Raw genomic sequence first — 23,782 nt, 5'->3', positions numbered from 1 at the left:
TCAGAGCAGCACGACCCGGTTGCGTCCGGCCTCTTTGGCCTGATACAGGGCATCATCCGCTCGTTTCAGGAGCGGATCGATGCTGATGTCTTCTGCGCTGCGCATGGTCAGGCCGATGCTGACGGTGACGTTGAAGGTTTGGTCCGCGGTGTTGATCTTCAATTTGGAGATCTGCTGCAGCAACCGGGTACAGGTTTCCAGCGCGGTGGTGCGGTCGGTTTCGATGAGCACGGCGGCAAACTCCTCGCCGCCGAAGCGGCCGAAAATATCCGTCGCGCGCAACTCCTGCAGACAGCAGTCGACCAGTTTTTTCAGAACTTCATCGCCGGTGGCGTGGCCGTAGCGATCGTTGATCTTTTTGAAATAGTCGATATCGAGCATGACCACCGCCAGCTGCGAGCCATAGCGGGAGCTGCGTTTCAGTTCCTGCTCCGCACATTGGATAAAATGCCTGCGATTGCCGGCCCCGGTCAGCGGGTCGGTGGCGGCCAGCCGTTGCAGTTTTTCCTCCATCTTCTTCCGCGTGGTGATGTCGCGCACCGCCGAATAGATCTTCTGCTGCTCCGAGTCCGGATAGGAACTCCAGGCCAGCCACTTCAATGAACCGTCTTTGCAGCGATAGCGGTTTTCAAAGCCGACGAGACTTTCGCCCCGGGCCAGCTTCTCCCCGGCGGCAAGGCTGGTGGCAAAGTCGTCAGGGTCGATGAAATCCAGCCAGGAGCGGCCCTGCAGCTCTTCTTCCGACCAGCCCAGGTTCTTCGTCCAGGCCGGGTTGAGTTCCCTGAAACGACCGTCGAAATCGCTGATGCAGAGCATGTCGAGGGACACTTCAAAGATCCTCCGGCGATTGTCTTCGGCCTGCTTCAGGTCGGTGATATCATGAACACTGACTACCACAAATTCAGGGGCCTGCGGCGGGTCCTGCAGCGGGTGGTAGGTGATGGCCATGAAGCGATGGCCATGGGCGGGGAGATCCATCCATGATTGAAACTGACAGGGTTCTCCGGCAAATGCTTTACGCAGGTTCGGCTCGGTGTATTCCTGATAATGGGCCGCGCTGATCAATTCGTTGATGTGGGTCCCGATCAGCTCGGAACGGTTTTTATTGAACGCGCGCAGATAAGCGTCGTTGGCCAGATGAAAGCGGGCGTCCCGATCGAGGACCGCGATCAGCGTGGGGGTGGAGGCGATAACCTGGCCGTAGCGGCGCAGCTCTTCTTCCAGGTGCCGGGTCTGGGTGACGTCGCGCGCGAAGGTCGACGCCCCGGTGATCTGGTGTCCATCTCTGACCGGCTGAATTGTCGCCGAGAAAATTCGCCCACCGGGGGTTTTGAATTCCGTCTGCTCGGTCTGGCCTTGCAGGACCCGTTCGAAAATGGTGTTGAAACGTTCTGCTTCTTGACCAGGGAACATCGCCGGGACCGGCTGCCCCGGACTGACCTCGGCTGCTCCAAAAGTCTGCAGCGCGGCGAGAGCGGTGCCGTTGGCCTGAACCAGTTTTTTATCACAATCCATCAGCCAGATCAGGTCCGCACTGCTGTCAATCAAGGCGTTGAGTTTGGAGAGATCCTGGCGACAGAGTTGGTACGGGGTCTGGTCCGGATTCTGGCGTTGTGCCTCGAGTTCAGTTTCCAGTTCAGAAATCCTGCGGATGGCTTGGAGCAGATCCGGGGATTGCTCAGGTGGGGGGGCTGCAGGTTTAATCATAGTGTGCCTCTTTGACAGGCTGCCGGTCAGACAGCTGGTGGCTGACATGATGATTTTTCAAACCGGTTTAAAGTCGATGCCGGGATGAACTTTTTCTCCACCTTGTGAGAAATATCCCTATAATAACACGGGCCTGGCTCAGGAAAGAACCAGTATGAGCAGAAAATTTCAGAATATTTCGTTGCCGGGTGTTTTTGTCTTATTGATATGACTTTGTCCTGATATCCAGGGGCAGGTTGGGACAGTCCAATAAGAATCTGTTCTTAATGTTCAGAATATTCTATGATTGAGTCAGCTTCTTTCCACCGCTGGCGTGTGCTAGGGGAAGCGGATTGCGTATCTCTTTAGCTGCTTTGCTGTGCAGCGCTTGCAATAGCAGGCGCTTGACTGCCGCTGGTAGGGGCCTTGTCCCGACCGGCCATCTGCGCGGCTGAACAGAAAATAGTGACAGGGTATTATTTTGGCACTTGTTTATGTTGATGATCTGACCGAAGGAATGGTTTTGGCTGCGGACCTGTTGACCCCGACAGGCCGGTTTGTGCTCGCGGCAGGTGCCTGCTTGCAGGCCGCCCATCTGCCGTTGTTGAAGGGCTGGGGGATTATTGAAGCCGATATCGCCGCGGACAGCCTGGATGAGAGCTACACCGAGCAGCAGGAGGCCAGCGTCGAGTTTCAGGAGCGTGCCGAAGCCTACCTCTGGCGGCGCTTCGTGCTGAATGATCTGGACCAGGAGCCCATCGCGACCCTCTACCGGCATGTCACCCATCGTGCGGCACTGAGCCTGCAAAGCGGCTGGGACCCGATCTCCTTCCGCAGCGACTCCCTGGTTGTCGATCCTGAGCAAGTACCGCCGCCGCTCAGCATCCCGCAGTTGTTGCGCGGAGATATCGAGCTGTTTTCCCTGCCGACGGTGTATGCGCATATCATCGAACTGCTGAAACAACCCGACGTCTCTTCCTACCGGATCGCCAATGCCATCGATAAGGATCCCAGCCTGACGGTGCGCCTGTTGCGCCTGGTCAACAGTCCTTTTTATGGGTTTGCCGGGAAAATCGATTCGGTCTCCAGGGCGGTTTCCCTGCTCGGCACCAACGAGTTGACCAACCTGACCCTGGGGATTACGGTGGTCAAACAGTTCGGCCAGGTTCCTTCCGACGTTCTCAACATGGACTCGTTCTGGCGGCATTCCATCCGCTGTGGACTCTTTGCCAGTTATTTTGCCGAAGCCCTCGGTGAAAAGGAACCGCAAGCCTATTTTACCGGCGGGCTCCTGCATGATATCGGCCGGCTGGTGATGCTGGAACGGATGCCGCAGCAGTATGCCGCCGCCGTGGTCAAGGCCAGGCAGGAACATCTGCCGATGTGCCGGGCGGAACAGGAATGCCTGAAAATGGATCACAGCTTGATCGGCAAATTTTTGGCGGAAAAATGGCGCTTGTCATCGGCCCTCACGCGGATGATCGGCGGTCATCATTCCCCCCGCCTGGCCCACTATTCCCGTGAGGCCTGCCTGGTGCATCTGGCCGATATCTTTGCTCATGCCTCCGGGCACCAGGCCCTGCTGGTCAACGAGATACCCGAACTGCAGCAGCGGGCCTGGACGGAAACCGGCTTGACTCCGGAAATGATTGCGCCGGCCCTGGTTAAGGTTGATCAGGAGTTCAAACAGATCGTGCGGGTCTTTTTTGCGGGTCCGGACGGCGCAGAGGGTTGAATCGAAGCAGCTTCAGCCCTGGTCGGCCGCGGGCTGCTTTTGCGCCGCGGCGAGAAGCTGCTTGCCCGAAGCCCGGGCAATCCCATTGAGCATACCGTTGAAGACAAAATGATGAAACGGCAGCACCGCATACCAGTAGAGCAGGCCCAGTAAGCCGCGCGGCAGGAAGCGGGCGATCTGTTGCAACTCCGTGCTGGTGGCGGACAGCGGCCTGAGCCTGAACAGCAGCACCGCCTTGCCCGGGACTTTCATCTCCGCGGATAGCATCAGGAACTCGGGCCTGGCAACGGCCACCACCCGCCAGAAATCGATAGCGTCTCCCGGGTACAGCTCTTTGGAGCTGCGGCGGCCGCGGCGCAGCCCGACCCCACCACAGAGTCGATCGATCGCACCGCGCAACCGCCACAGCCAATCGGCATAATAGTAGCCGACCTCACCGCCGATGGAACTGACCGCCGGCCAGATCTCCTCCGCGCTGCCGGCCAGAATAACCTTGCGGGCGTCTTCGAACAGGTTACCACCGGCCCAGCCCGGATCGCCGGGGATGCTCCACTCGGCCGGGGGAATGCGTCCGGAATCGGTCCAGGCGGTTTCCACCTGTTGTTGCCTGATCCGATCCAGAGCCAGGCGGATGGCTTTGCGGGCGTCGAACAGCTCCTGGGGGAGCAGTTCGATAACCCGTCGGTCACGGCAGACGACCGGGCTGCTCAACCCTTCCGCCAATGGTCGGGCAATGGCCGCGGGGACCGGCGTGACCAGATGGATCCAGTAGGAACTCAACCGGGGGGTGAGCACCGGAACGGGAATAATCCAGCGCTTCGCCAGCCCGGCTTCTTCTGCATAGATTTTCATTAATGCGCGATAGCTGGTGATCTCGGGCTGGCCGATATCAAAGGTGCCGCCGCGTAAAGCCGGGACTTGCAGGCAACCGACCAGGTAATGCAGTACGTTGCGGATACCGATGGGCTGGCAGGGGGTGTCGACCCAGCGCGGCGTGATCATGACCGGCAGGTGCTCGACCAGGTAGCGGAGGATTTCGAAGGAGGCACTGCCCGAGCCGATGATCATGGCCGCCCGCAAAATAGTCACTGGGACCGGCCCCTGGCGGAGCAGTTCGCCGACTTCGGTACGTGAGGCCAAGTGATGACTGAGCTGGCCGCTGGTCTCGCCGAGGCCGCCCAGATAGATGATTTGTTCCAGCCCAGCAGCGGCGGCTGCCTGCGCCATGTTGACGGCAGCCTGTCGGTCGGTGCGGGCGAAATCCCCGACCGCCGGGTTCATGGAGTGGACCAGGTAATAAGCGCTCTGGCAGCCGGCCAACGCCTGCTTAAGGGTTTCGCCATCAAGGACATCGCCTTTGACGATCTCCATGAGCTCATGCTCCCCCCAGGGACGGCTCTGCAGTTTTTCCGGGGCGCGGACCAGGGCACGCACCCGGTAGCCCGCATCGAGCAGGCGCGGCACCAGCCGGCCGCCGATATACCCGGTGGCGCCGGCGACAAAAACGGGCCGGCCGGTTTTTTCTGTCGTCATCAGCTAGCTCCCTGTTTTATGATCGGGTTATTGAACAAGTCCGTTGCGGGACTTTCTCAATCAGGCCGGGGCCATTGCCCTTTTGCCGACCTGACAAAAACAATACGTTCAGCATCTGACATTGCGTTTGAATGCCCATCCATGGGCCCAGTAGACTGTTTGCAGGCCGTCTGCAATGGAGTGTGGTTCGTTTCGCGTGGTTTTTTCCACAACCTGTTCAAGGAGACTATAGCATGGATGAAAAAATTCGCCTCGGCGTCAGCAGCTGTCTGCTCGGCGCTCAGGTCAGGTATGATGGCGGCCACAAGCTGGATCGTTATCTGCGCGATGTGCTGGGTGCCTATGTCGACTTTGTCCCGGTCTGTCCGGAAGTGGAGGTCGGTCTGCCGGTACCGCGCGATACCTTGCGGCTGGTTCGCCATGAGGGGGACGCGGTGCGGCTGGTCTTCGCCCGCAGTGGTGAAGACATCACCGAGCGGATGGAACATTGGGCGCGGCGGCGGGTCCATGAACTGGAAAAAGAACAGCTGGACGGCTTTGTTTTTAAATCGAAATCCCCCAGCAGCGGCATGGAGCGGGTCAAACTTTACGCCGCCGGCGGGGTCCCGAAAAAGGTCGGGGTCGGGGTTTTTGCGCGGATTTTCATGGAACATTTTCCGCTCCTGCCGGTTGAGGAAGAGGGGCGCCTGAACGATCCTAAGCTGAGGGAAAATTTTATTACCGCCATATTTACCCTGAAGCGTTGGCGGTTGCTGATGGGGAGTTCTCCGGACCTGGGCGCCCTGGTTGATTTCCATACCCGGCATAAACTGTTGATCTTTGCCCATAGCGAAACGATCTATCGCCAATTGGGGCGGCTGGTCGCCACCGGCAAACAGCAACCGCTGACCGATCTGCTGGCTGAATACCTGGTGCTGCTGAAGGAAGCGTTGCGGCTGCAAACCACCGTCAAAAAGCATATCAATGTGCTTTATCATATCCTCGGTTATTTTAAACGCCACCTCGAGCCTGACGAGAAACAGGAATTGATCGAGCTGATCGAAGATTATCGCAACGGCCTGCTGCCCTTGATTGTCCCGATCACCATGATCAATCATTTTGTGCGCAAATATGACCAGCCCTACCTGGCCGCCCAGATCTATCTCAAACCGCATCCCAAAGAGCTGAAATTGCTCAACCTGGTCTGACCACGATCCGGCTGTGGCCGGTTTTCGTCCAGCCCCTTTCCCGCCGTTGATGTTCCTGGACGACGAGGCCATATGTCCCGGCGGAGGCGTGGCTGGCGGTTTTTGCCTCTTGACTGAGGCCTGCCGGCGAACCATGAATTGTCCGGGCACGGCTGGACTCATCCGGATCATCGGCTATACTGATACACCGAAAAGAACACATGATCGTTCTGAAATCTTTCAGTCTACCAAGGAGGAAACAATGCCGGAATTTGGTCACCCTTTCAGTGTCCTGAAGCATGATCGTCAATTGACCCATCAAGAACTGGTCAGGGCCATCCGTTTTATGGTCGCCGCGGAATATGAAGCCATCCAGCTCTATCAGCAGCTCGCCGAATCGACGGACAATGTCCTGGCCCAGCAGGTGCTGATCGATATTGCTGATGAGGAAAAGGTTCATGCCGGGGAGTTTTTACGGTTACTCAAAGAACTTGATCCGGAAGAGGAAAAATTCTATCAGGAAGGTGCGCGGGAAGTCGAAGATGAGTTCCTGGGCGGAGCGGGCCAGGCCGAGGAAGCCCCGACGGCAAATGCTGGGTCCGGGGCGGGCCTGGGAATAGGAAGTTTGAAAAAATAATATCTCAAAAACAGGAGTCATTATGGATTTATTACGTCGAGAACTTGCTCCAATCAGCCCGGTCGGCTGGAGTGAAATTGATGCCATGGCCAAGGAAACCCTGGTTGCTAATCTATCAGGGCGGAAATTTGTCGATATCGACGGCCCCCATGGTATCGGCCATGCGTGCGTGACCCTGGGGCGGTTGGCCATGCCGGAAAAAAACAAGAACGGCGCGGTCGGCTACGGAATTCATCAGGTCCAGCCCCTGGTTGAGGCACGGGTTAATTTCAGTCTGCAGACCTGGGAGTTGGATAATGCCGAGCGCGGCGCCAAAGACATTCAACTTGATGCCTTGGTTGAAGCCTGCCGGGAAATCGCCCTGTTTGAAGAAAAAGCGATCTATGAAGGATTCAAGCCTGGCTCGGTGAAAGGCCTGATCGAGCATGTCAAAGGAGAACAGTTAGGGGTTACCCTGGACATGGATTCCATTGTTGATGCCGTTTCCGAAGGGCAGGCACGGATGTTAAAGGAAGGGGTCGAAGGACCCGCCAATTTCGTGGTTTCGCCGGGGATCTGGAAGTTCCTGGCGCGGAGCACCCCGGGGGGGACATTGCGGTCGATTCTGGAGCGCCAGATCGAAGGCAAGGTCATTTACTCGGAACTGGTCAAAGATGCCCTGCTGGTCTCCAGCCGTGGCGGTGACCTCGAACTCACGGTCGGCCAGGATTTTTCCATCGGCTATCACAGCCACACCGCAACTGAGATCAATCTGTTTGCCACCGAGTCCTTTACCTTCAGGGTTGTGGCCCCGGAGGCGCTGGTCGGGTTCAAGTTGAAATAACCGGCCTGCCGTAGAATTGGATCGACAAGCCCCGCGCTGGAGCAAGTGCGGGGCTTTTTTTGTCTGTTGCTGCGGCCTATATCTGTTTGAATATTTCCTTTTATATCATCTGGTTAGGGGATGATAGCAAAATGGCTATCGACCCGCAGCTTGAATATTACCAAAAAGGTGATATATTTAAAAATAAGGCCAGTAAGCAGATTGCTTACCGGCATTTTGCTTTTTAAGGAGTTGCTTTATGGTGAGATTGTCCAAGAAATTATTCTTTGTCGTTTTTTGCCTGGTTGCGTTGTTGGCGGTCGGTTGTGAATCCAACGACGGCGCAGCGGAAAAGGCCGGTGAAAAGCTCGATCAGTCTGCGGAAAAAGTCAAAGAGGACCTTTCCACGGCCGGTGAAAAAATCAAGGATGCCGCAGATAACGTGGGTGACAAGCTTGATAACGATGGCGTTGCCGAAAAAGCCGGTGAAAAAATCGATGAGGCTGTGGAAAAGGTCAAGAAAGCGACCAAGACTGAGTAACTTTAGTCCCTTTTCCAGCGAAAGGAGTTGATAATATTATGCTGTCCTGGGCTTTTCTTTTTCTGGTTATCGCCCTGATTGCCGGTGTGCTTGGTTTTGGCGGAATTGCCGGTACTGCCGCGGGCATAGCCAAAATCCTGTTTTTCATTTTCCTGGTTGTTTTTGTGGTCGCTTTGATCTTTGGTCGCAAGCCGAAGGTCTGAGTGGGCAACTGGCAGTCATAAGCGAACGAAACAGGGCTGGAACCGAGGAGTTCCAGCCCTGTTTCATGATATCGGTGAGCGGGAGCTAACCGTTGACCGGGACGGAAATGAATTCCGTCGGGGCATGTCGTCTGCGGTCCTGACCTGAAAACTCCTGGCGGTGGAACGAGCGAATCGGGTCTTCAGCGACATTTACCCAGTGGTCACTGCGCCGAAACTCCTGCACTTCGCCCAGATACAAGAGGATATCGAGAAACTTCTGATCAACAACATCCTCTCTGCCGTTTTTATAAACCACTTGAATCATCAAACCGTTCCTCCTTTTTCATTCATTCCGCCATTGAGAAAGAAAAGTCCAATGCTTTCCGGTAGCACACAATAAAACGCTATGTTATCAAAAAACAGCATAAAATGGGATGGTTTTGTTGCGGTGAGCAGGACATTGAAAAGTCGATGGAAATTGAAATCCCCCTGGCTGGCCGACGAGGGCTCCGACTGCCTCCATAGTGTGTTCCTGAAAATAAAAATATTCCAAAAAAATATCTTGTTAAAAGATAATAAATGAACTATCGTTAATTCATAGGATGTTTAAATTTCTGCTGTCTTATGATTGCGTTGCGGCGAAAGCCGAATGTTTTGGTCGGACCTATTTCCTCTTCATGACTTCTTCCTGCTGAAATTAGGTCCGGGTGATATCTTCCTGTGTGTTCTCCAAATGTAAATATCTAGAATTCCTTTGATTTTAAACCCCAGCTATTTAACACCATGAGAACAGAGAACAAAGGAGTCGTTTGTGAAAAACAGTTTGACATTCAAACAGAAAATGGTGCTGGTCCTGATCTTGGCTGTGTTTGGTTTTGCCGTGGTCACCACATTGGCCATCTCCGGTTTAACGGATATGAGCCAGTCCTTGAACAAGGCCGATTCCGTTGCCAGGGGAATCGGTGAAGCCTCGCAGATTCAACTGAGTTTGCTGAAAATTGCCGACAACAGTCGAAATTTACAGCTGAACGGGGTTGAAGGCTTTCTCAAGGACATGGATCAGGAGCTCGCTGAACACAAACGCGCTTTGGCGGCACAGCTCTCCTCCCTGCAAGGGTCAGCTTTGGCAGAGGATATCGTCTGGATGGAGTCCGCCAGTGAGGATTTCAGAAAGAACTTCCACCGTTTTGCCGAGTTGAAAACAACCATTGGTTTCAAAAAAGATGAAGGTTTGCAAAAAACTCTCATCGACTATGGTGATAAGGTTAAAAAGGAGATCTGGTTCGGTTCTTTCAGTGAGCAGATTTTAAAGCTCCAGGTTGACAGCAATGCCTACCTGGCCAATGGCGACCCCGAACAGGCCAAGCAGATCGCTAACTATCTGGGCGATTTGAAAAAACAGCTGGACGAAAAGAACATGGGTGGCCTGGAAACCAAGGATGGGATCACTTTTAAGGAACTGCTCGACCAGTATGGTACTTTGTTAAAATCTGTTGTCGAGCCGCGCACCGAGTTGCATACGGTTGAAACGACCATCAAGCAGCTGATGGAAGATATCAAGGCCCGCAGTACGGTAATGAAGGACAATGGTACTTTGCTGCTTGAACAAAGTGGCGCTGCGGCAGCCCGGTCCAAACATGCCGCGCTGATGCAGATGAGCATCGGGGCTGTTGCGACCGGACTTCTGCTTTGCTTGGTGTTGATCTGGATCAGCCGGGATTTCCTGAGGTCACTGAAGAAGGTGATCGGGGTCGTTGATCAGGTGGCTGATGGGGACCTGCACATTAGCCTCGAAGCTGGGCGCAAGGATGAAGTCGGCCGTCTGTTGTTCTCCTTGAGCAATATGGTGGATAAACTCAAGCAGGTTTGTGCAGCCTTGGACGCACTGGCCATGGGTGATCTTACCTTTGCCCTCGACGTTGAAGACGGCAAAAAGGATGAATTGAGAAGGGCTCTGCTCAAGGTGCGGGACGACCTGAGCGCCATGGTCAGTCAACAGCTGGTGTCCGGCCAGCAGATTTCTTCCGGCAGTGTGAATGTCAGTGATTTCTCCCAATCCCTGTCTCAGGGGGCAACCGAGTCAGCTGCATCTCTGGAAGAAATCTCAAGTTCTCTTAATGAAATGTCAAGCCAGACGAAATTCAACGCCGAGAACGCCAGCCAAGTCAACACGCTCTCCAGTGAGGCCAAGAAGGCTGCCGACGAAGGCAATTCGCAAATGGAGCGGATGGTGGCCGCTATGGCGGAAATCAATACCGCCGGCCAGAGCATTAACAAAATCATCAAGGTCATTGATGAAATCGCCTTCCAGACCAACCTGCTGGCTCTCAATGCCGCGGTCGAAGCCGCTCGGGCCGGGCAGCATGGCAAAGGCTTTGCCGTAGTTGCCGAAGAGGTGAGAAACCTGGCTGCGCGGAGCGCCAAAGCGGCCTCGGAAACCAGTGAACTGATCGCCGGGACCGTCGAAAAAACCCAGAATGGGGTGGAAATAGCCCATCAGACCGCCAAGTCACTGGAAAAAATCTATGGCGGGGTCTCAAAAGTCTCAGATCTGGCTGAAGAGATTGCCTCCGCTTCCACGGAACAGGCCAGCGGGATCGGTCAGATCAACCAGGGGCTCAACCAGATCGACCGGGTAATTCAGCAGAATACGGCCACGGCTGAAGAAAGCGCCTCCGCTGCCGAGGAATTGTCCAGCCAGGCTGCCGAATTGCTGAGCATGCTGAAACGCTTTAAGTTGAACGAACTGAACAATCAACTTGGCTATAAGCCGAAACAGAAACAGCTGGCCTGACCGGTTCCGGCCCCTCGGGATCGTTTGGAATCGAGACCGGCTCAGGATATGCTGTATTTTTGCCGGTCAGGTTTTGACCGGATAACATCGCCATGACGGGAAAAGCCCGGAATCAAAGCTGTTCTTGATTCCGGGCTTGCTTTTGGGAAATGTTGCAGCACTGGCTGATTGGGACGCATCTCTGGAAGAACCCTCAAAGCAGCCTTGTTTTGAGAGTGATTATCAATTGTTAATGAGGGGATAAAATAGTATCTATTCTAATTTGAATATGCTAATCAGTGGGTGGGGGCCAGTTTTTGCTGTTTTAAACCATGATACCCTCTTCTTTTATACAGCTGGAGCCGGAAAGGAATCTTATGGACGACGCAATTCCATCTGCACCGGAATGTGCCGCTCTCTATCAAACCGCTTTCGAAGAAAATCCGATCGCCTCGTTTATTCTGGATGCACAGGGACGCGTCCTGTTTTGGAATAAAGCCTGCGCACAGCTGACCGGTCTCGCCGCCGAGGAGGTCCTTGGAACCAGCGAGGTCTGGAAAGGTTTTTTTTCCCGTCCCCGACCGGTCTTGTCACAACAATTGCTCGAAGCTCATCAACCTACAGGCTGTAATTCCAACGCGGTCAACCTGTTCAGTCATACATCGGAAATCTCAAGAGAGGGCCTGTTCCGTTCCGTAAATGGGCAACAACGCTATTTGCTGGTGCAATGCCGGTTGCTCCGCGATGACGACGGGGCCGTTGTTGGTTGTATCGAGTCATTGACCGATTGTAGTGACAGTAAGATGTATCAGCGCCAGTTTGCTTTCAGCAAGACCCACGATACTCTGACCGGGCTGCCCAATCGGACCTTGCTGGAGGAAAACCTGTCCCAGGCTCTGCATTTGGCGCATCGAGCCGTCGATTTCGTCTCGGTTTTCTGGATTCAGCTGCAGGACTATGACAGTATCGACATCGCTTTTTCCGATGCCGACCTGGCCAGCCTGCTGGAAACAGTGTCCAGGCGGTTGTTGTCTGAGGTTCGGGCCATCGATACCCTGGCTTATTGCGGCAGGGGAGAATTTGTCGTTGCCGCCTCGAAGTTTCGTCATGAAGACTACATTCCCGATCTAGCCCATCGTTTGCGCGATGCTGCAACCTTCTCGGTCTCCCATTCCGGCAAATCGTTTAAGACCTCATGCCAGGTTGGGGTGAGTATTTTTCCCCGGAATGGACAAAATGCCGAGACCCTGCTGGCAAATGCCAGGAAGGCGGCCACCATGGTCAGTGGGGAGAAAGACGTCCTGATCCGTTTTGCCAGCGATGAGTTGAATGATAAATATCTGCTGCGGTTGAACCTTGAAGATCAGCTCAAGGGCGCTATCAAGTACAACGAACTGAGTCTGCATTTCCAACCCAAAGCATCGTTGAAAACCGGCCGCATGACCGGCATGGAGGCATTGTTACGTTGGCACAATCCAAAGCTCGGCGCGGTCAGCCCCGCGGTCTTTATCCCTCTGGCGGAAACCCTCGGGCTGATTGAGCCGATCGGGGAGTGGGTCTTTAAATCGGTCTGTGAACAATATCAGCAATGGCTGAATAAATGCCTTTCGCCTCCACCGATTTCCTTGAATCTGTCCGGAGGGCAGCTGCGTAGCCGGGATTTCGTGTTTTTTGCCGGGGAAATCCTCCATAAAACCGGGGTGCCGATCCGGATGCTGGAGCTTGAAGTGACCGAAACGGCCATGATGGGGAACCTTGATACGGCCCAGAAAATTCTCGGAGAGTTGAGGGGAATGGGGTTTTCGATTTCGCTGGATGATTTCGGCACCGGCTATTCAAGTCTCAGTTATCTCCGCCAATTGCCCATTGACAAGATAAAAATCGATCGCTCTTTTGTCATGGAAATCACTCATGATCCTAATAGTGCGGCGATTATCAAAGCGACCAGGGCCATGGCTGAAGCTCTTGGCCACGAGGTTATTGCCGAAGGGGTTGAAACCGAAGGGCAGTTGCGCTTTCTGGAAAAAATCGGCTGTGATGAAATTCAGGGTTATTTTTACTCAAAACCGCTGCCACCTGATGAATTGGAGCGGTTTTTGAGAGAGCGACCGGTCCTCCCCATTGCTGCAACGCAAGAAGCGACCAAGCGAATTTTGCTGCTGGATGACGATCCGGGTGTGCTGGCAACCTTGGGCGGACTGCTCGAAGACAACGGTTACGCGGTCGATACCGCCGGCAATGCCGAAGACGGTTTTTTCAAACTGGCCCAGCAAGATATTTCGGTGGTTATTACCGATCTGGTTATGGACGGGCTCGACGGAGCCAGTTTCCTGGCGCGAGTCAAACAGCTCTACCCGCAGACCGTGCGGATTGCATTTACCGGCCAGCAGGATGTGGCTATCCTGGTGAACGCGGTGAATAAGGGGGCGGTCTTCAAATTCTTTTTAAAACCCTGGTCCGAGAGTACGGTGATCGGCATTGTCGAAGAAGCCATCCAATATCATCGTTTTCTGGCCAAACTCAAGAATTAGCCACCGCTGACCGGTGTTAACCCGATTGCGCAATCAGTGACTATGGCGGGATTCGCCACGGCTGGCGATCACGTCCAGGTAGGAAACGGCATATTCCAGGCAACCACCGGTTTCCAATTGGCCGACTTCTCTGCGGTAAAATTCTTCCCATGGTGTCTGGTTGTTGAGCTGCGGAGGTGGCAGTTCCTTACGGCGCCGTTCCAGATCGGCGTCGCTGAGCAAGACATCGGCCCGGTTACGATTTAAATCAATCCGTACGGTATCACCGGTTTTGAGCAGCGCGATATTGCCGCCAACCGCAGCTTCGGGGGAAATGTTGAGGATGGACGGGCTGCCCGACGTACCGCTTTGTCGCCCGTCACCCATGGTGGGCAGGACTGAAATCCCCTTTTTGACCAGTGCTGCCGGCGGCAGCATGTTGACCACTTCTGCGGCGCCAGGGTAGCCGACCGGGCCGCAATTGCGAATGACCAGCATGCAGGTCTCGTCAATCTCCAGCGTTGGATCATCGATCCTGGCGTGATAATCCTCAGGCCCTTCAAAAACGATGATCCGGGCCTCCAGAACATTCGGATGTGCGGGGTGGCTTAAGAATTTGCGGCGAAAATCATCATCGATGACACTGGTTTTGATGACCGCGCTGTGAAAAATATTGCCGGTCAGCACCACATAGCCGGCTTTTTCTTTAAGCGGATTGCTGTAGGGGCGGATCACTTCATGATCGGTTTTTTGGTTGCAGGCCGCCAAGTCCTCAGCCAGGGTTTTCCCGCTGACCGTAATCACCTCGGTATTGAGTTTGCCCTGGCCGGCCAGTTCTTTCATGACCGCCGGTACCCCGCCGGCCCGGAAAAAGGCTTCGCCGAGAAAACGTCCGGCTGGCTGACAATCGACCAGTAGCGGGATCTCCGGCCCCAACCGGTGCCAGTCCTCCAGGCTGTGTTCCACCCCCATGTGCCGGGCGATGGCGACCATGTGTATGGGACAGTTCGATGACCCACCCAGGGCCGCAGCCGCGACCACGGCATTTTCAAAGGCGCCTTTGGTCATGATATCGCTTGGGCGCAGGTTCTCGTGGACCAGTTCGACGCTGCGTTTACCGGTCGCGTAGGCCATCCAGGCCCGTTCCCGGTACGGAGCGGGAATGGCCGCACAGCCCGGCAGGGACATGCCCAGCGCTTCGGCCAGGCAGTTCATCGATAAGGCCGTACCCATGGTATTGCAATGACCGACCGATGGCGCCGACGAGGAGACCATCTCCATAAATTCGTCGTAATTGATTTTCCCGGCGCTGTGTTCTTCGCGCGCCTGCCAGATGACCGTCCCTGAACCGGCCAGTCTTTTTTTCCACCACCCGTCCAGCATCGGCCCACCGGACAGAACAATCGCCGGAATATTGACCGTCGCCGCCGCCATCAGGCAAGCCGGCGTGGTTTTATCGCAGCCGGTGGTCAGGACCACCCCATCCAGGGGATAGCCATGGAGAATTTCCACCAGCCCGAGATAGGCCAGATTCCGGTCCAATGACGGTGTCGGCCGTTTGCCGGTCTCCTGAATCGGATGCACCGGGAATTCCAACGGAATGCCGCCGGCATCCCTGATCCCGTCCCTGACTCTTTGCGCCAGTTCCAGGTGGTGGCGGTTGCAAGGGGTCAGGTCCGAGCCGGTCTGAGCAATGCCGATAATCGGTCGATTGGATTGTAGTTCTTCCCGGGTGATGCCGTAGTTCATATAACGTTCAATGTAGATGGCGGTCATACCCGGATTGTCAGGGTCATCAAACCAGCGTCTGCTGCGTAGTTTGCTTGGTTGGTCATGCGTGTCCGTTTTAGAACTCATCATCTGACCTCATGCGGAATGGATTTGTGGTCATGTGTTTAAGGGCAATCCCTGGAAAATTTTTCGTCAGGTAAAGTTGAGCTGATAACTACAGAATGAGCTGAAAAGGGACCGCCGGTCAAGGCAGGGGTGAAAAAAACGGGGCTGAAGATAGGGCAGAAATGGCAATGCCCCCGCGAGTCAAACGGAGGCATTACCACACTAGTGAAGTGTTACAACAAATGGCACTATCAACCCTAGCAGAGCGAGGGAATTAAGCCAATAAAAATCTCGTAAAATAATGAGGATTAGCTCGACAGGTCAAAGAAATCTCACCACACGCGAACCGAAAAAAACAGCCGGTCTATCTGCGGGAGGATTTCCTGCGGTGCTTTTTGTTGTTACGGGAGGACTTGGGAACAGGTGCTGCGGGCACGCTTTTGCCCGCGGTGGATAATCGATAAAACAGGTAAAAACCGAGGGTGGTGAACAGTATCCCGGCCACAATCAAGCCCCAGCCAAAGCCAACCATCTCGCCTTGGTTAATGAACTGATAGCCGTTTGGCAGGCAGGGAATCCCGGTGAGAACGCATCCAATAGCCCAGGTGTTTTTTGACATGGTCTGTCCTCCGTCAAATGCTGGTGATGGCCGGATAATGAAGCGCTGAGGTGATGATTGGCGGTTATGATACGGGGTCGTGGGGATTATCTCAAGGAAATTGGGAAGGCAAAAGTCGGGCGGCTGTCGGGCCGAGACCTGCCGGTTTCATTGGTTGATTCGCTGGCGGGTTTGCTCTGGCAGCAAAATCCAAATCCCCCTTAATCCCCCTTTGCCAAAGGGGGAAATGAAACAGGCAAGCAAGTAGACAACCTTCCCCCCTTTGAAAAAGGGGGGCGGGGGGATTTATAAGGTCTCTCTGGTTGATCAACAGTGAGGTTTAGATCTGGCAGCCAAACCTCAAAATCAAAGTCAAATTCGCGGGGGTCGCGGCCCCGCCGCCGCCCTACTTTTTGTCCAGTCCGACTAAAAGTAGGCAAAAAACGACCTCTTGATTGCTCGGGAGGTCCGTTCTTTCTGGGGAAGATCCAGGGGTGCCCTAGACGCTGCTCATTCGGCAAGGTTGGTCATCGCTGCATTTAATCATGGAGCATGGCTGCTACTAGCCCGACCGTCGTCGAATGCGCCCGACGAAAAGCTTCGCTTCTCGTACTGGCGGAATGAAGGGCTGCTGAATTGGAAGAGTTGCTAGCTTGATGGAATTTCGTTCTATACACGCCTAAAACCCAACATCGCCAACTAACGAAGCTCATGACAGTGCTATGCTCCTTCCCCCTTTGATGGGGGAAGGTCGGGATGGGGGTGAGACAAACGAGCTGTCAGTGGTTGTCGGAACCTGCTCTCAATCCCCTTCCTGAAGGCGATTGAGGGCAGGATAGGCCAATTTTATTCCGTCACCATCTGGATCTCGGGTGGATTCTCCAGCGCCTTCTTGACTGCGCACTGTTCCGCAGCGCGGAGGATGGCTTTTTTGTATTTGTCCGGGAAGTCGGCGGGCAGCTGCAATTTCATGCGCACCTTTTTCAGCGCGTGGGTCTCTTCGTCACGCTCCGCATCCAGGGTCAGCCCCAGCCCGGTGGTCGGCAGGTCGCGCTGCTGGCAGAACCGCAGGGCGAAGAAGCCTGAGCAGGTCGCCAGGGAAGAAAGGAACAGGTAAAAAGGGTTGATCGCGGCATTGGTCCCGCCGTTGGCTTCAGGCTGGTCGGTGAGGATGTCGAAACCGGCGACGTTGGCATTGACCTGGACCCCTCCGGGAAAGCTGACATTGATTAAAGCCATGGTATTGCCTCCTTGTGGATATATTGGTTGTCTTGGTGCTACAAAAGACCGCAACTTTCCCAGCCGACGAATATCCTGATCCTTTCCAGCGCGGTGGTCAGGTTGCGCTCAATCTCCAAACATCTGACTGATGTTGCTAAAAAAATTACTGGCACTTTTGGCCTGCTCTTCGGGTGTCAGTTCGATGGGCTTGTCCGGAGCGGGCTGGTTGAGCTGCCCGGCGGGGATTTCGCTCAAAAACCGGCTCGGTTCGCGCTGCTCCAGTTTGCCGTACTTGCGGCGTTGGCGGGCGCCGAGCAGGACCAGGCGTTTTTCAGCCCGGGTGAAGCCGACATAACAGAGGCGACGCTCCTCGTCGATGTCGAAAGTTTCGAAAATCGACTTTTTGTGCGGCAGAAAGCCTTCTTCCATGCCGACCAGAAAAACGATGGGGAATTCCAGCCCCTTGCTCGAATGCAGGCTCATCAAGGTCACGGCGTCCTGCGCCAGCTTGCTCTCCTTGTCGTTACGGCCGATGCCATCATCATCCTGCAGGCTGATCCGTTCCAGGAACCCGGCCAGGCTCGGCTCGGGGGTGCGTTCGACATAGACCGCCATGCTGTTGATCAATTCTTCCTGATTCTCAACCCGGCGTTTGGCAATGGCCGGATCTTTCTCCTGACGATAGATCTCGTCGGCGAATTTAACCTCGCGGAACAGCTCCTGCAGGGTTTCGACCAAGCGGAGCGGGTTCTGGAAGCGTCGCCGGAAGCCGGTCAGCAGGTTGACAAAGCTGCTGATGGCGGCAGCAGTCCTTTCGTTGGTGTCGGGCACCTCAGCGGCCTGTTGGAGGACCTTCCAGAGGGACAGCCCCTGCTCCGCGGAATAGCGGATCAGCCGATCGATGCTGCTGTCGCCGATGCCCCGCTTGGGATAGTTGATGATTCGTAGCAGGTTGACCTCGTCGGTGGCATTGAGAATCACCCGCAGGTAGGCAACGACATCCTTGATCTCTTTGCGCTCGAAAAACTGCTGGCCGCCAATGAGGACATAGGGGATGTTTTCGTAACGCAGCTGCTCTTCGAAGGCTCGTGACTGGGTGTTGGTCCGATAAAGGATGGCGAAATCGCCGTAGTTCAGGTTCTTGTGGTATTTCTCCGCGTGGATCATCTCCATGACCTGGCGTGCTTCATCTTCGCTGTCGAGACAAAGGAGATAATCGACCTGTTCGCCGGCGCCGCCCGCGGTCCAGAGCTTTTTGTCCCGACGTTTGGTGTTGTTGGTGATCACCGCATTGGCCGCGGCCAAAATGTTGCCGGTGGAGCGGTAGTTCTGCTCCAGCTTGATCACCTTGGTGCCGGGGAAGTCTTTCTCAAAGTCGAGGATATTGCTGACATCGGCGCCACGAAAGGCGTAGATCGACTGGTCGTCGTCACCGACCACGCAGAGGTTGCCGTGACCTCCCGCCAGCAGCCTGAGCAGGCGGTACTGGACCGGGTTGGTGTCCTGGTATTCGTCGACCATCTGGTAACGGAAGCGGCGTTGGTAATACTCCAGCAGGTCCGGGTTCTGTTCCAGCAGGGTGACTCCGAACAGCAGCAGGTCGTCAAAGTCAACGGCGTTGTAGGCCTTGAGTTTCTTCTGGTAGCGAGGATAAACAGCGGCAACCAACGAGGTAAAGGGATCACGTGCGCTGGCCTGATAATCCTCGGCGCGGACCAGCTGGTTTTTGGCGGCCGAAATGCGGAACAGGACCTGATCGGCATCGGCGGAACTGGTTTCAGCGCCGATTTCGCGCACCAGATCGCGCACCAGGCGCTGCTGGTCGCTGGCCGGGTAGATGGAAAAATTCTTTTTATAGCCGAGCCGGTCGATATGGGCCTTGAGAATGCGAACGCAGAGGGAATGGAAGGTGGCGATCACCATCCCCTTGGCGGCTTCACGGCCGACCATGTCCTCGACCCGTTCCTTCATCTCCTTGGCCGCCTTGTTGGTAAAGGTGACCGCAAGGATCTCGTCGGCGGGAACGCCTTGCTCCAGCAGATAAGTGATTCGACAGGTGATGACACGGGTTTTTCCGGAACCGGCACCGGCCAGCAGCAGGAGCGGCCCGTCGCGGTGGACGACCGCTTCGCGCTGTTGTGGGTTGAGACTGTTGAGATCGAACATCTGTATCTAATAAACCATGAAAATAATTGTGTTTTTAACAAAAAGACCGAATTTTCAGGGGTTGTCCCGAAGGCTGGACAATATCATGGTTTCCCTATGTTCTGCAATCGCCATGAAAATCTCAGATGAAGGATATATTCTCCTATTGATTCTATTGTGAACTTTTGCTAAATTTCGCGCCATGTTCAGACTTGTTATCATATTTATCAGTATTCTTTGGGCTTCTTTGTTGTTGATTTCCTGGAGCGGTGCCACCCCGGCCTCGCAGATTCAGGCCCCTGTCACAACAACCAGCACTGCTTCTTAAGCGTCGTTTTGTTCCGACCGTATCCCGGTATCGGGCGTACGGGGTTCCTTACCTTTTTTCAGTCTGAAACTGTTTCTGCCCCTATCTTGGTCGTTTTCTTCCCTCTGCTTATCTCTTTAATGCTTTTGCATCCTGTCCGCTCCCGATTTTGACTCGGCAGGCGGTGTTGAATCGTTGGCCGAAAAAACAAAAGTACGAAAAAACGGGTAATCGTTGACAGCGAGCGGGCAAGGTTTTAGGTTCTTGTTTGTGAAATATGAATATAACAATTAAGAGGAGGATGAGAATGGTTGAAAATTTTCAGGAATTTCAGGCCAAGCTGCAACGGCAGATGGGGCAGCTCGGTAAAGAGAATCCCGCGATCATGAAGGGGATCGGGCAGCTGCACAAGGCGGCCTTGGCTGAAGGCGTGCTGTCCAGCCGGACCAAGGAGCTGGTTGCCCTGGGGATTGCTATCGCCGTCCGTTGTGAAGGCTGTATCTCCACCCACGTCAGGGATGCTCTCAAACTCGGGGTTACTCGCGCCGAGCTGCTCGAGACCATTGGTGTGGCCGTGCTGATGGGGGGCGGGCCATCGGTGGTGTACGGTTCGCAGGCCCTGGACGCCTTTGATCAGTTTGCCCCGGCGACTGAGGAGAGCCTTGGCGAAGGCTTGGTAGAGCAAGCCGAACTGAGTCTGGAAGGGGTCTGAGCAAGGCCGAGACCCGTGTTATCAGCAGAAAAGCCATGGCATTTTCGTAGCCATGGCTTTTTTTATGTCTGCTCCTGACGGCAGGCTTGCCCAGCGCTATAGCGGTCACCCTGACAGCTGCCGCGTTTTTCCAGCTCGTCGTCGATGGCGTTGAGGATCTCCCATTTGTTTATCGACCAGAGCGGCGCCAGCAGAATATCGCGCGGACCGTCGCCGGTCAGGCGCTGGATCAGGGTCTCGGGTGGGAGGAGTTCAATGAAGTCGACGGCCAGCTCCACATATTCCTGCATTTCGAACATGGGCACCTGCCCCTGCTTGTAGAGTTCTCCCAGGGGCGTTCCCTCCAGGATATGCAGCAGGTGCAGCTTGATTCCGTCGACCCTGAGCCGGGCCAGCTCGGCAGCGGTGGCGAGAATGTCGGCCCGGCTTTCACCCGGCAGCCCCAGAATAACGTGAACACAGACCTGCAAGCCGCGCTGTTTGGCGCGCTGGTAGGCATCCAGAAAACAGGCATAGTCGTGACCGCGACGGAGGTAATGCAGGGTTTTGTCGTGAATGCTCTGCAGTCCCAATTCCAGCCAGAAATAGCTGTCGCGATGATATTCACCAAGCAGGTCGAGGACCGGATCCGGCAAACAATCGGGGCGGGTCCCCACGGCCAGGCCGATGACATCCTCGACGGCCATGGCCTGGTCATAGCAGGAGCGCAGGTGCTCGACCGGGCCGAAGGTGTTGGAAAAGGGCTGGAAATAGGCGATGAACCACTTGGCGCGGTACTTTCGGCGCATCAGCTCCTTGGCTCGTTCCACCTGCACCGCAATCGGTTCATTGCGTTCGATGCCGACCGCGCCCGAGCCACCGGGATCGCAGAATAGACAGCCATGGGCGTTACGGCCGCCACCCCGGTTGGGGCAGCCAAAGCCAGCATCAATGGATATCTTATGGACCCGGCCGCCAAAGCGTTGCTTGAGGTGGGTCGAGTAGAGATTAAAGGCCTTTTTTCGCATGGCGGGCATCATGCCAGTTCAGCGGTGGAAGGGCAAGTTTCTTATCGTGGCGGAAATCTGTTAAACTTACAACTGGCCCACAGGGTTGTAACAACCGTCGAGAACCTGCGCAAGAAAGATGTTGTCCCGATGACTGACCTGAACATAACGCAAAGAACAGACGACCACAGGTTAGCCTCTCTGTCTCCCGCTTTTAAATTTACACGAATGCTTCGTTTTAAAGGTTGATAAAGATCATGCCCACAGCCAAACAAACAACCAAAACTGTTCCCCCGTTAAAAGTCTGCATCCTCTGGCATATGCACCAGCCCGATTATCGCGATCCGATCAGCGGGCAGACGCTGCTCCCCTGGACCTGGCTGCACGGGATCAAGGATTATGGCGAGATGCTCGCCACTGTCGCGGAAACCGGCGCCCGGGTGACGGTTAACCTGGTTCCGTCCCTGCTTGAACAGCTGGAACGCTATGTCGCCGGAGAGGATCGTGACCGCTGGCTGGAAATAGCGGCGCAATCCCCCCAGGCTCTCACGCCGGCCGAGCGGCAGTTCATGGTCCGGCAGTTTTTTTCCGTCAATGAAGATACCCAGATCCGGGCCAATCGCCGCTATCATCAGCTGTTTCTGCAGCGCGGCGCTATCCCCGAAGAAACCGCTGCCGACTTCAGTGATCAGGATTTGCTCGATTTGCAGGTCTGGTTTCTGCTTGCCTGGACCGGTTCGCACCTGCGCCGCAAGAGCAGGCTGGTTGCCGACCTGCTGCAGCAGGGGGAGAATTTCAGCGCCGAGCAGAAGCAGGAGCTGCTCAAACTCTGCAATCAGGAACTGAACAAGGTCCTCGAAACCCACCGGCAGCTGGAAGAACAGGGGCTGATCGAGATCTCCGTGACCCCCTATGCTCATCCGATTCTGCCGCTGTTGTGCAATCTGCAGACGGCCCAGGAACCGAGCCCAGGGCTGCCGTTGCCGGCCGCCGCGTTCCGCTTTCCGGAAGATGCCCGGTTGCAGATCCGCGAAGGATTCAAAACCGCTGCCCGGCTGTTCGGTGAGCGGCCGCGCGGGATGTGGCCTGCCGAGGGCGCGGTGAGTGTTGAGGCGGCACGTCTGCTGCGTGAGGAAGGCGCGCTGTGGGCGGCCACGGACGAGGAGATCCTGGCGCGCAGCCTGGACACCGGTCTCGGCAACCGCAGCCTGCTCTATCGAATTTACGATTTTGAAGGGCTGCCGCTGTTGTTCCGGGACCGCGAGCTGTCGGACCGGATCGGTTTTCTCTATGCCACCTGGCAGACCGAGGAAGCGGTCGCGGACCTGCTGCGCCGGTTGCGACAGATTGCTGACACGGCGCCGGGCGGAACCGTGGCCATCATCCTCGACGGGGAAAACTGCTGGGAGCGCTATCCCGATAACGGCTATCCGTTTTTGCGTGATTTTTACCAGGCGCTGCAGGCCGAGCCCCGACTGGAGCTGTTGCGGATCAAAGATGCCCTGGATCAGGTGGAGACCGTCCCCTTGGCGCGGCTGGCGGCGGGCTCCTGGATTCGGGCGGATTTTACCACCTGGATTGGCCATCCCGAGGAGAACCTGGCCTGGGAGCTGCTGGCCCAGACCCGTCGTGACATCATTGCCGATGAGGTGACCCGCGCCCTCGAAAAACCAGATCAACCCTTGAGCGATCTGGTTCGTGAACTGTTGCGGGCCGAAGGGAGCGATTGGTTCTGGTGGTACGGCGACGAGCATGTGACCGCCCAGGCCGATATCTTTGACCGGCTCTTCCGCCTCCACCTGGAAGGTCTGTATCAGCTGCGCCAACTGCCGGTGCCGGGGCGGTTGCAGCAGGCAATCAAGCCGGTGCTGAAGAAAGCGACCGGGTTTGAGCCGACCGCTTGCTTTACCCCGCAGATCGACGGGCGGGTTGGTGATTATTTCGAATGGCTGGCGGCCGGGCGCATCGATCTGGCCACCGGTGGAGCCATGTATTCGAGTCGGGCCAACCTGGAATCTCTGTATTTCGGCTATGATGACGATCACCTCTATTTCCGCATCAACGAACCTGAGCTGCTTAAGCGGCTCTGTCGTGACAACGGCTTTTTCGAGATACGCATTTCCTCCAAACAGCTGTATCATTTGCGCTATAGCTTTGCCGACAATAGCCTGACGATTCTTAACGAAAGCGAGGTGGTCGGGAGCGGCGAGGCGGCTTCCGGGCAGGTTCTGGAACTGGCGGCGCCCCTTGCGGCTCTGCAGATCAAGGTCGGCGAGAGTATCAATTTGACCTGCCATGCCGTGCGTGACGGGCGCGAAAACGGGCGCTGGCCGGCGGAAGGGCATGCCGGGCTCTGCTACCGGGGGCGGACCCTCGACGAAAACAACTGGTCGGTCTGAACCGACTGCT

Annotated in this window: 18 protein-coding genes; 10 read left to right on the top strand and 8 right to left on the bottom strand. The window is 55.6% G+C overall.

Features of this window, described 5'->3' with window-relative positions; genetic code table 11:
• A complete protein-coding gene (locus N909_RS24350; protein WP_029911450.1) occupies window positions 1-1,707 on the bottom strand; it encodes a diguanylate cyclase in 1,707 nt (568 codons plus the stop codon).
• A gap of 460 nt (window positions 1,708-2,167) precedes the next feature.
• Here N909_RS24350 and N909_RS0103445 point away from each other — a divergent pair, with 460 nt between their 5' ends.
• Complete coding sequence (locus N909_RS0103445) at window positions 2,168-3,421, top strand: HDOD domain-containing protein (RefSeq protein ID WP_029911447.1); 1,254 nt, start codon at window positions 2,168-2,170, stop codon at window positions 3,419-3,421.
• 12 nt (window positions 3,422-3,433) lie between these two features.
• Here the strand turns inward: N909_RS0103445 and N909_RS0103440 are convergent, their stop codons facing one another.
• Window positions 3,434-4,954, bottom strand: coding sequence for an SDR family oxidoreductase (locus N909_RS0103440; protein WP_029911444.1), 1,521 nt, complete (start codon window positions 4,952-4,954; stop codon window positions 3,434-3,436).
• Window positions 4,955-5,187: 233 nt separating this feature from the next.
• Between N909_RS0103440 and N909_RS0103435 the strand changes: the two genes are divergently transcribed.
• From N909_RS0103435 to N909_RS25165, 5 genes are all read left to right on the top strand, one after another.
• The gene (locus N909_RS0103435) at window positions 5,188-6,141 is read left to right on the top strand and encodes a YbgA family protein (RefSeq protein ID WP_029911441.1); all 954 of its coding nucleotides are present in this window, start codon (window positions 5,188-5,190) and stop codon (window positions 6,139-6,141) included.
• 241 nt (window positions 6,142-6,382) lie between these two features.
• Entirely contained in the window at window positions 6,383-6,757 is a 375-nt protein-coding gene (locus tag N909_RS0103425) for a ferritin family protein (RefSeq protein WP_029911436.1), read from the top strand.
• 22 nt (window positions 6,758-6,779) lie between these two features.
• Window positions 6,780-7,580 carry a family 1 encapsulin nanocompartment shell protein gene (locus N909_RS0103420; protein WP_029911433.1) on the top strand — a complete coding sequence of 267 codons (801 nt, stop codon included), beginning with the start codon at window positions 6,780-6,782 and terminating at the stop codon, window positions 7,578-7,580.
• A gap of 238 nt (window positions 7,581-7,818) precedes the next feature.
• Entirely contained in the window at window positions 7,819-8,100 is a 282-nt protein-coding gene (locus tag N909_RS25985; RefSeq protein ID WP_051689491.1) for a hypothetical protein, read from the top strand.
• A 38-nt stretch (window positions 8,101-8,138) separates the two neighbouring features.
• Window positions 8,139-8,303, top strand: coding sequence for a DUF1328 domain-containing protein (locus N909_RS25165; protein WP_029911427.1), 165 nt, complete (start codon window positions 8,139-8,141; stop codon window positions 8,301-8,303).
• Between the two features lie 85 nt (window positions 8,304-8,388).
• Here N909_RS25165 and N909_RS0103400 read toward each other — a convergent pair whose 3' ends face one another.
• A complete protein-coding gene (locus tag N909_RS0103400) occupies window positions 8,389-8,610 on the bottom strand; it encodes a GSU3473 family protein (protein WP_029911424.1) in 222 nt (73 codons plus the stop codon).
• 486 nt (window positions 8,611-9,096) lie between these two features.
• Here N909_RS0103400 and N909_RS23585 point away from each other — a divergent pair, with 486 nt between their 5' ends.
• Window positions 9,097-11,079, top strand: coding sequence for a methyl-accepting chemotaxis protein (locus tag N909_RS23585; RefSeq protein ID WP_051689490.1), 1,983 nt, complete (start codon window positions 9,097-9,099; stop codon window positions 11,077-11,079).
• Between the two features lie 356 nt (window positions 11,080-11,435).
• Window positions 11,436-13,589, top strand: a complete 2,154-nt coding sequence (locus tag N909_RS0103390; RefSeq protein WP_029911417.1) for an EAL domain-containing protein — start codon at window positions 11,436-11,438, stop codon at window positions 13,587-13,589.
• Between the two features lie 33 nt (window positions 13,590-13,622).
• Here N909_RS0103390 and N909_RS0103385 read toward each other — a convergent pair whose 3' ends face one another.
• The 4 genes from N909_RS0103385 to N909_RS0103370 all read right to left on the bottom strand — a co-directional run bounded on the left by N909_RS0103385 (window position 13,623) and on the right by N909_RS0103370 (window position 19,389).
• Entirely contained in the window at window positions 13,623-15,428 is a 1,806-nt protein-coding gene (locus N909_RS0103385) for an IlvD/Edd family dehydratase (RefSeq protein ID WP_029911413.1), read from the bottom strand.
• Between the two features lie 340 nt (window positions 15,429-15,768).
• Window positions 15,769-16,023: a hypothetical protein gene (locus N909_RS0103380; RefSeq protein WP_029911410.1), complete on the bottom strand. Its 255-nt coding sequence runs from the start codon at window positions 16,021-16,023 to the stop codon at window positions 15,769-15,771.
• An 825-nt stretch (window positions 16,024-16,848) separates the two neighbouring features.
• A complete protein-coding gene (locus N909_RS0103375; protein ID WP_029911407.1) occupies window positions 16,849-17,241 on the bottom strand; it encodes an OsmC family protein in 393 nt (130 codons plus the stop codon).
• A 108-nt stretch (window positions 17,242-17,349) separates the two neighbouring features.
• Window positions 17,350-19,389, bottom strand: coding sequence for an ATP-dependent helicase (locus N909_RS0103370; protein WP_029911403.1), 2,040 nt, complete (start codon window positions 19,387-19,389; stop codon window positions 17,350-17,352).
• A 593-nt stretch (window positions 19,390-19,982) separates the two neighbouring features.
• Here N909_RS0103370 and N909_RS0103365 point away from each other — a divergent pair.
• A complete protein-coding gene (locus N909_RS0103365) occupies window positions 19,983-20,387 on the top strand; it encodes a carboxymuconolactone decarboxylase family protein (protein ID WP_051689489.1) in 405 nt (134 codons plus the stop codon).
• A 62-nt stretch (window positions 20,388-20,449) separates the two neighbouring features.
• Here the strand turns inward: N909_RS0103365 and mnmL are convergent, their stop codons facing one another.
• Entirely contained in the window at window positions 20,450-21,394 is a 945-nt protein-coding gene (mnmL, locus tag N909_RS0103360; RefSeq protein ID WP_036682844.1) for a tRNA modification radical SAM protein MnmL/YtqA, read from the bottom strand.
• Window positions 21,395-21,630: 236 nt separating this feature from the next.
• On the opposite strand from mnmL, the gene N909_RS0103355 reads away from it, so the two are divergent.
• On the top strand, window positions 21,631-23,772 hold the full coding sequence (locus N909_RS0103355; protein ID WP_051689488.1) for a glycoside hydrolase family 57 protein: 2,142 nt from the start codon (window positions 21,631-21,633) through the stop codon (window positions 23,770-23,772).
• Window positions 23,773-23,782 lie beyond the last annotated feature (10 nt).

The sequence above is a fragment of the Pelobacter seleniigenes DSM 18267 genome, assembly GCF_000711225.1.
Classification (GTDB): Bacteria; Desulfobacterota; Desulfuromonadia; order Desulfuromonadales; family Geopsychrobacteraceae; genus Seleniibacterium; species Seleniibacterium seleniigenes.
This window is presented reverse-complemented; position numbering and strand designations above follow the sequence as displayed.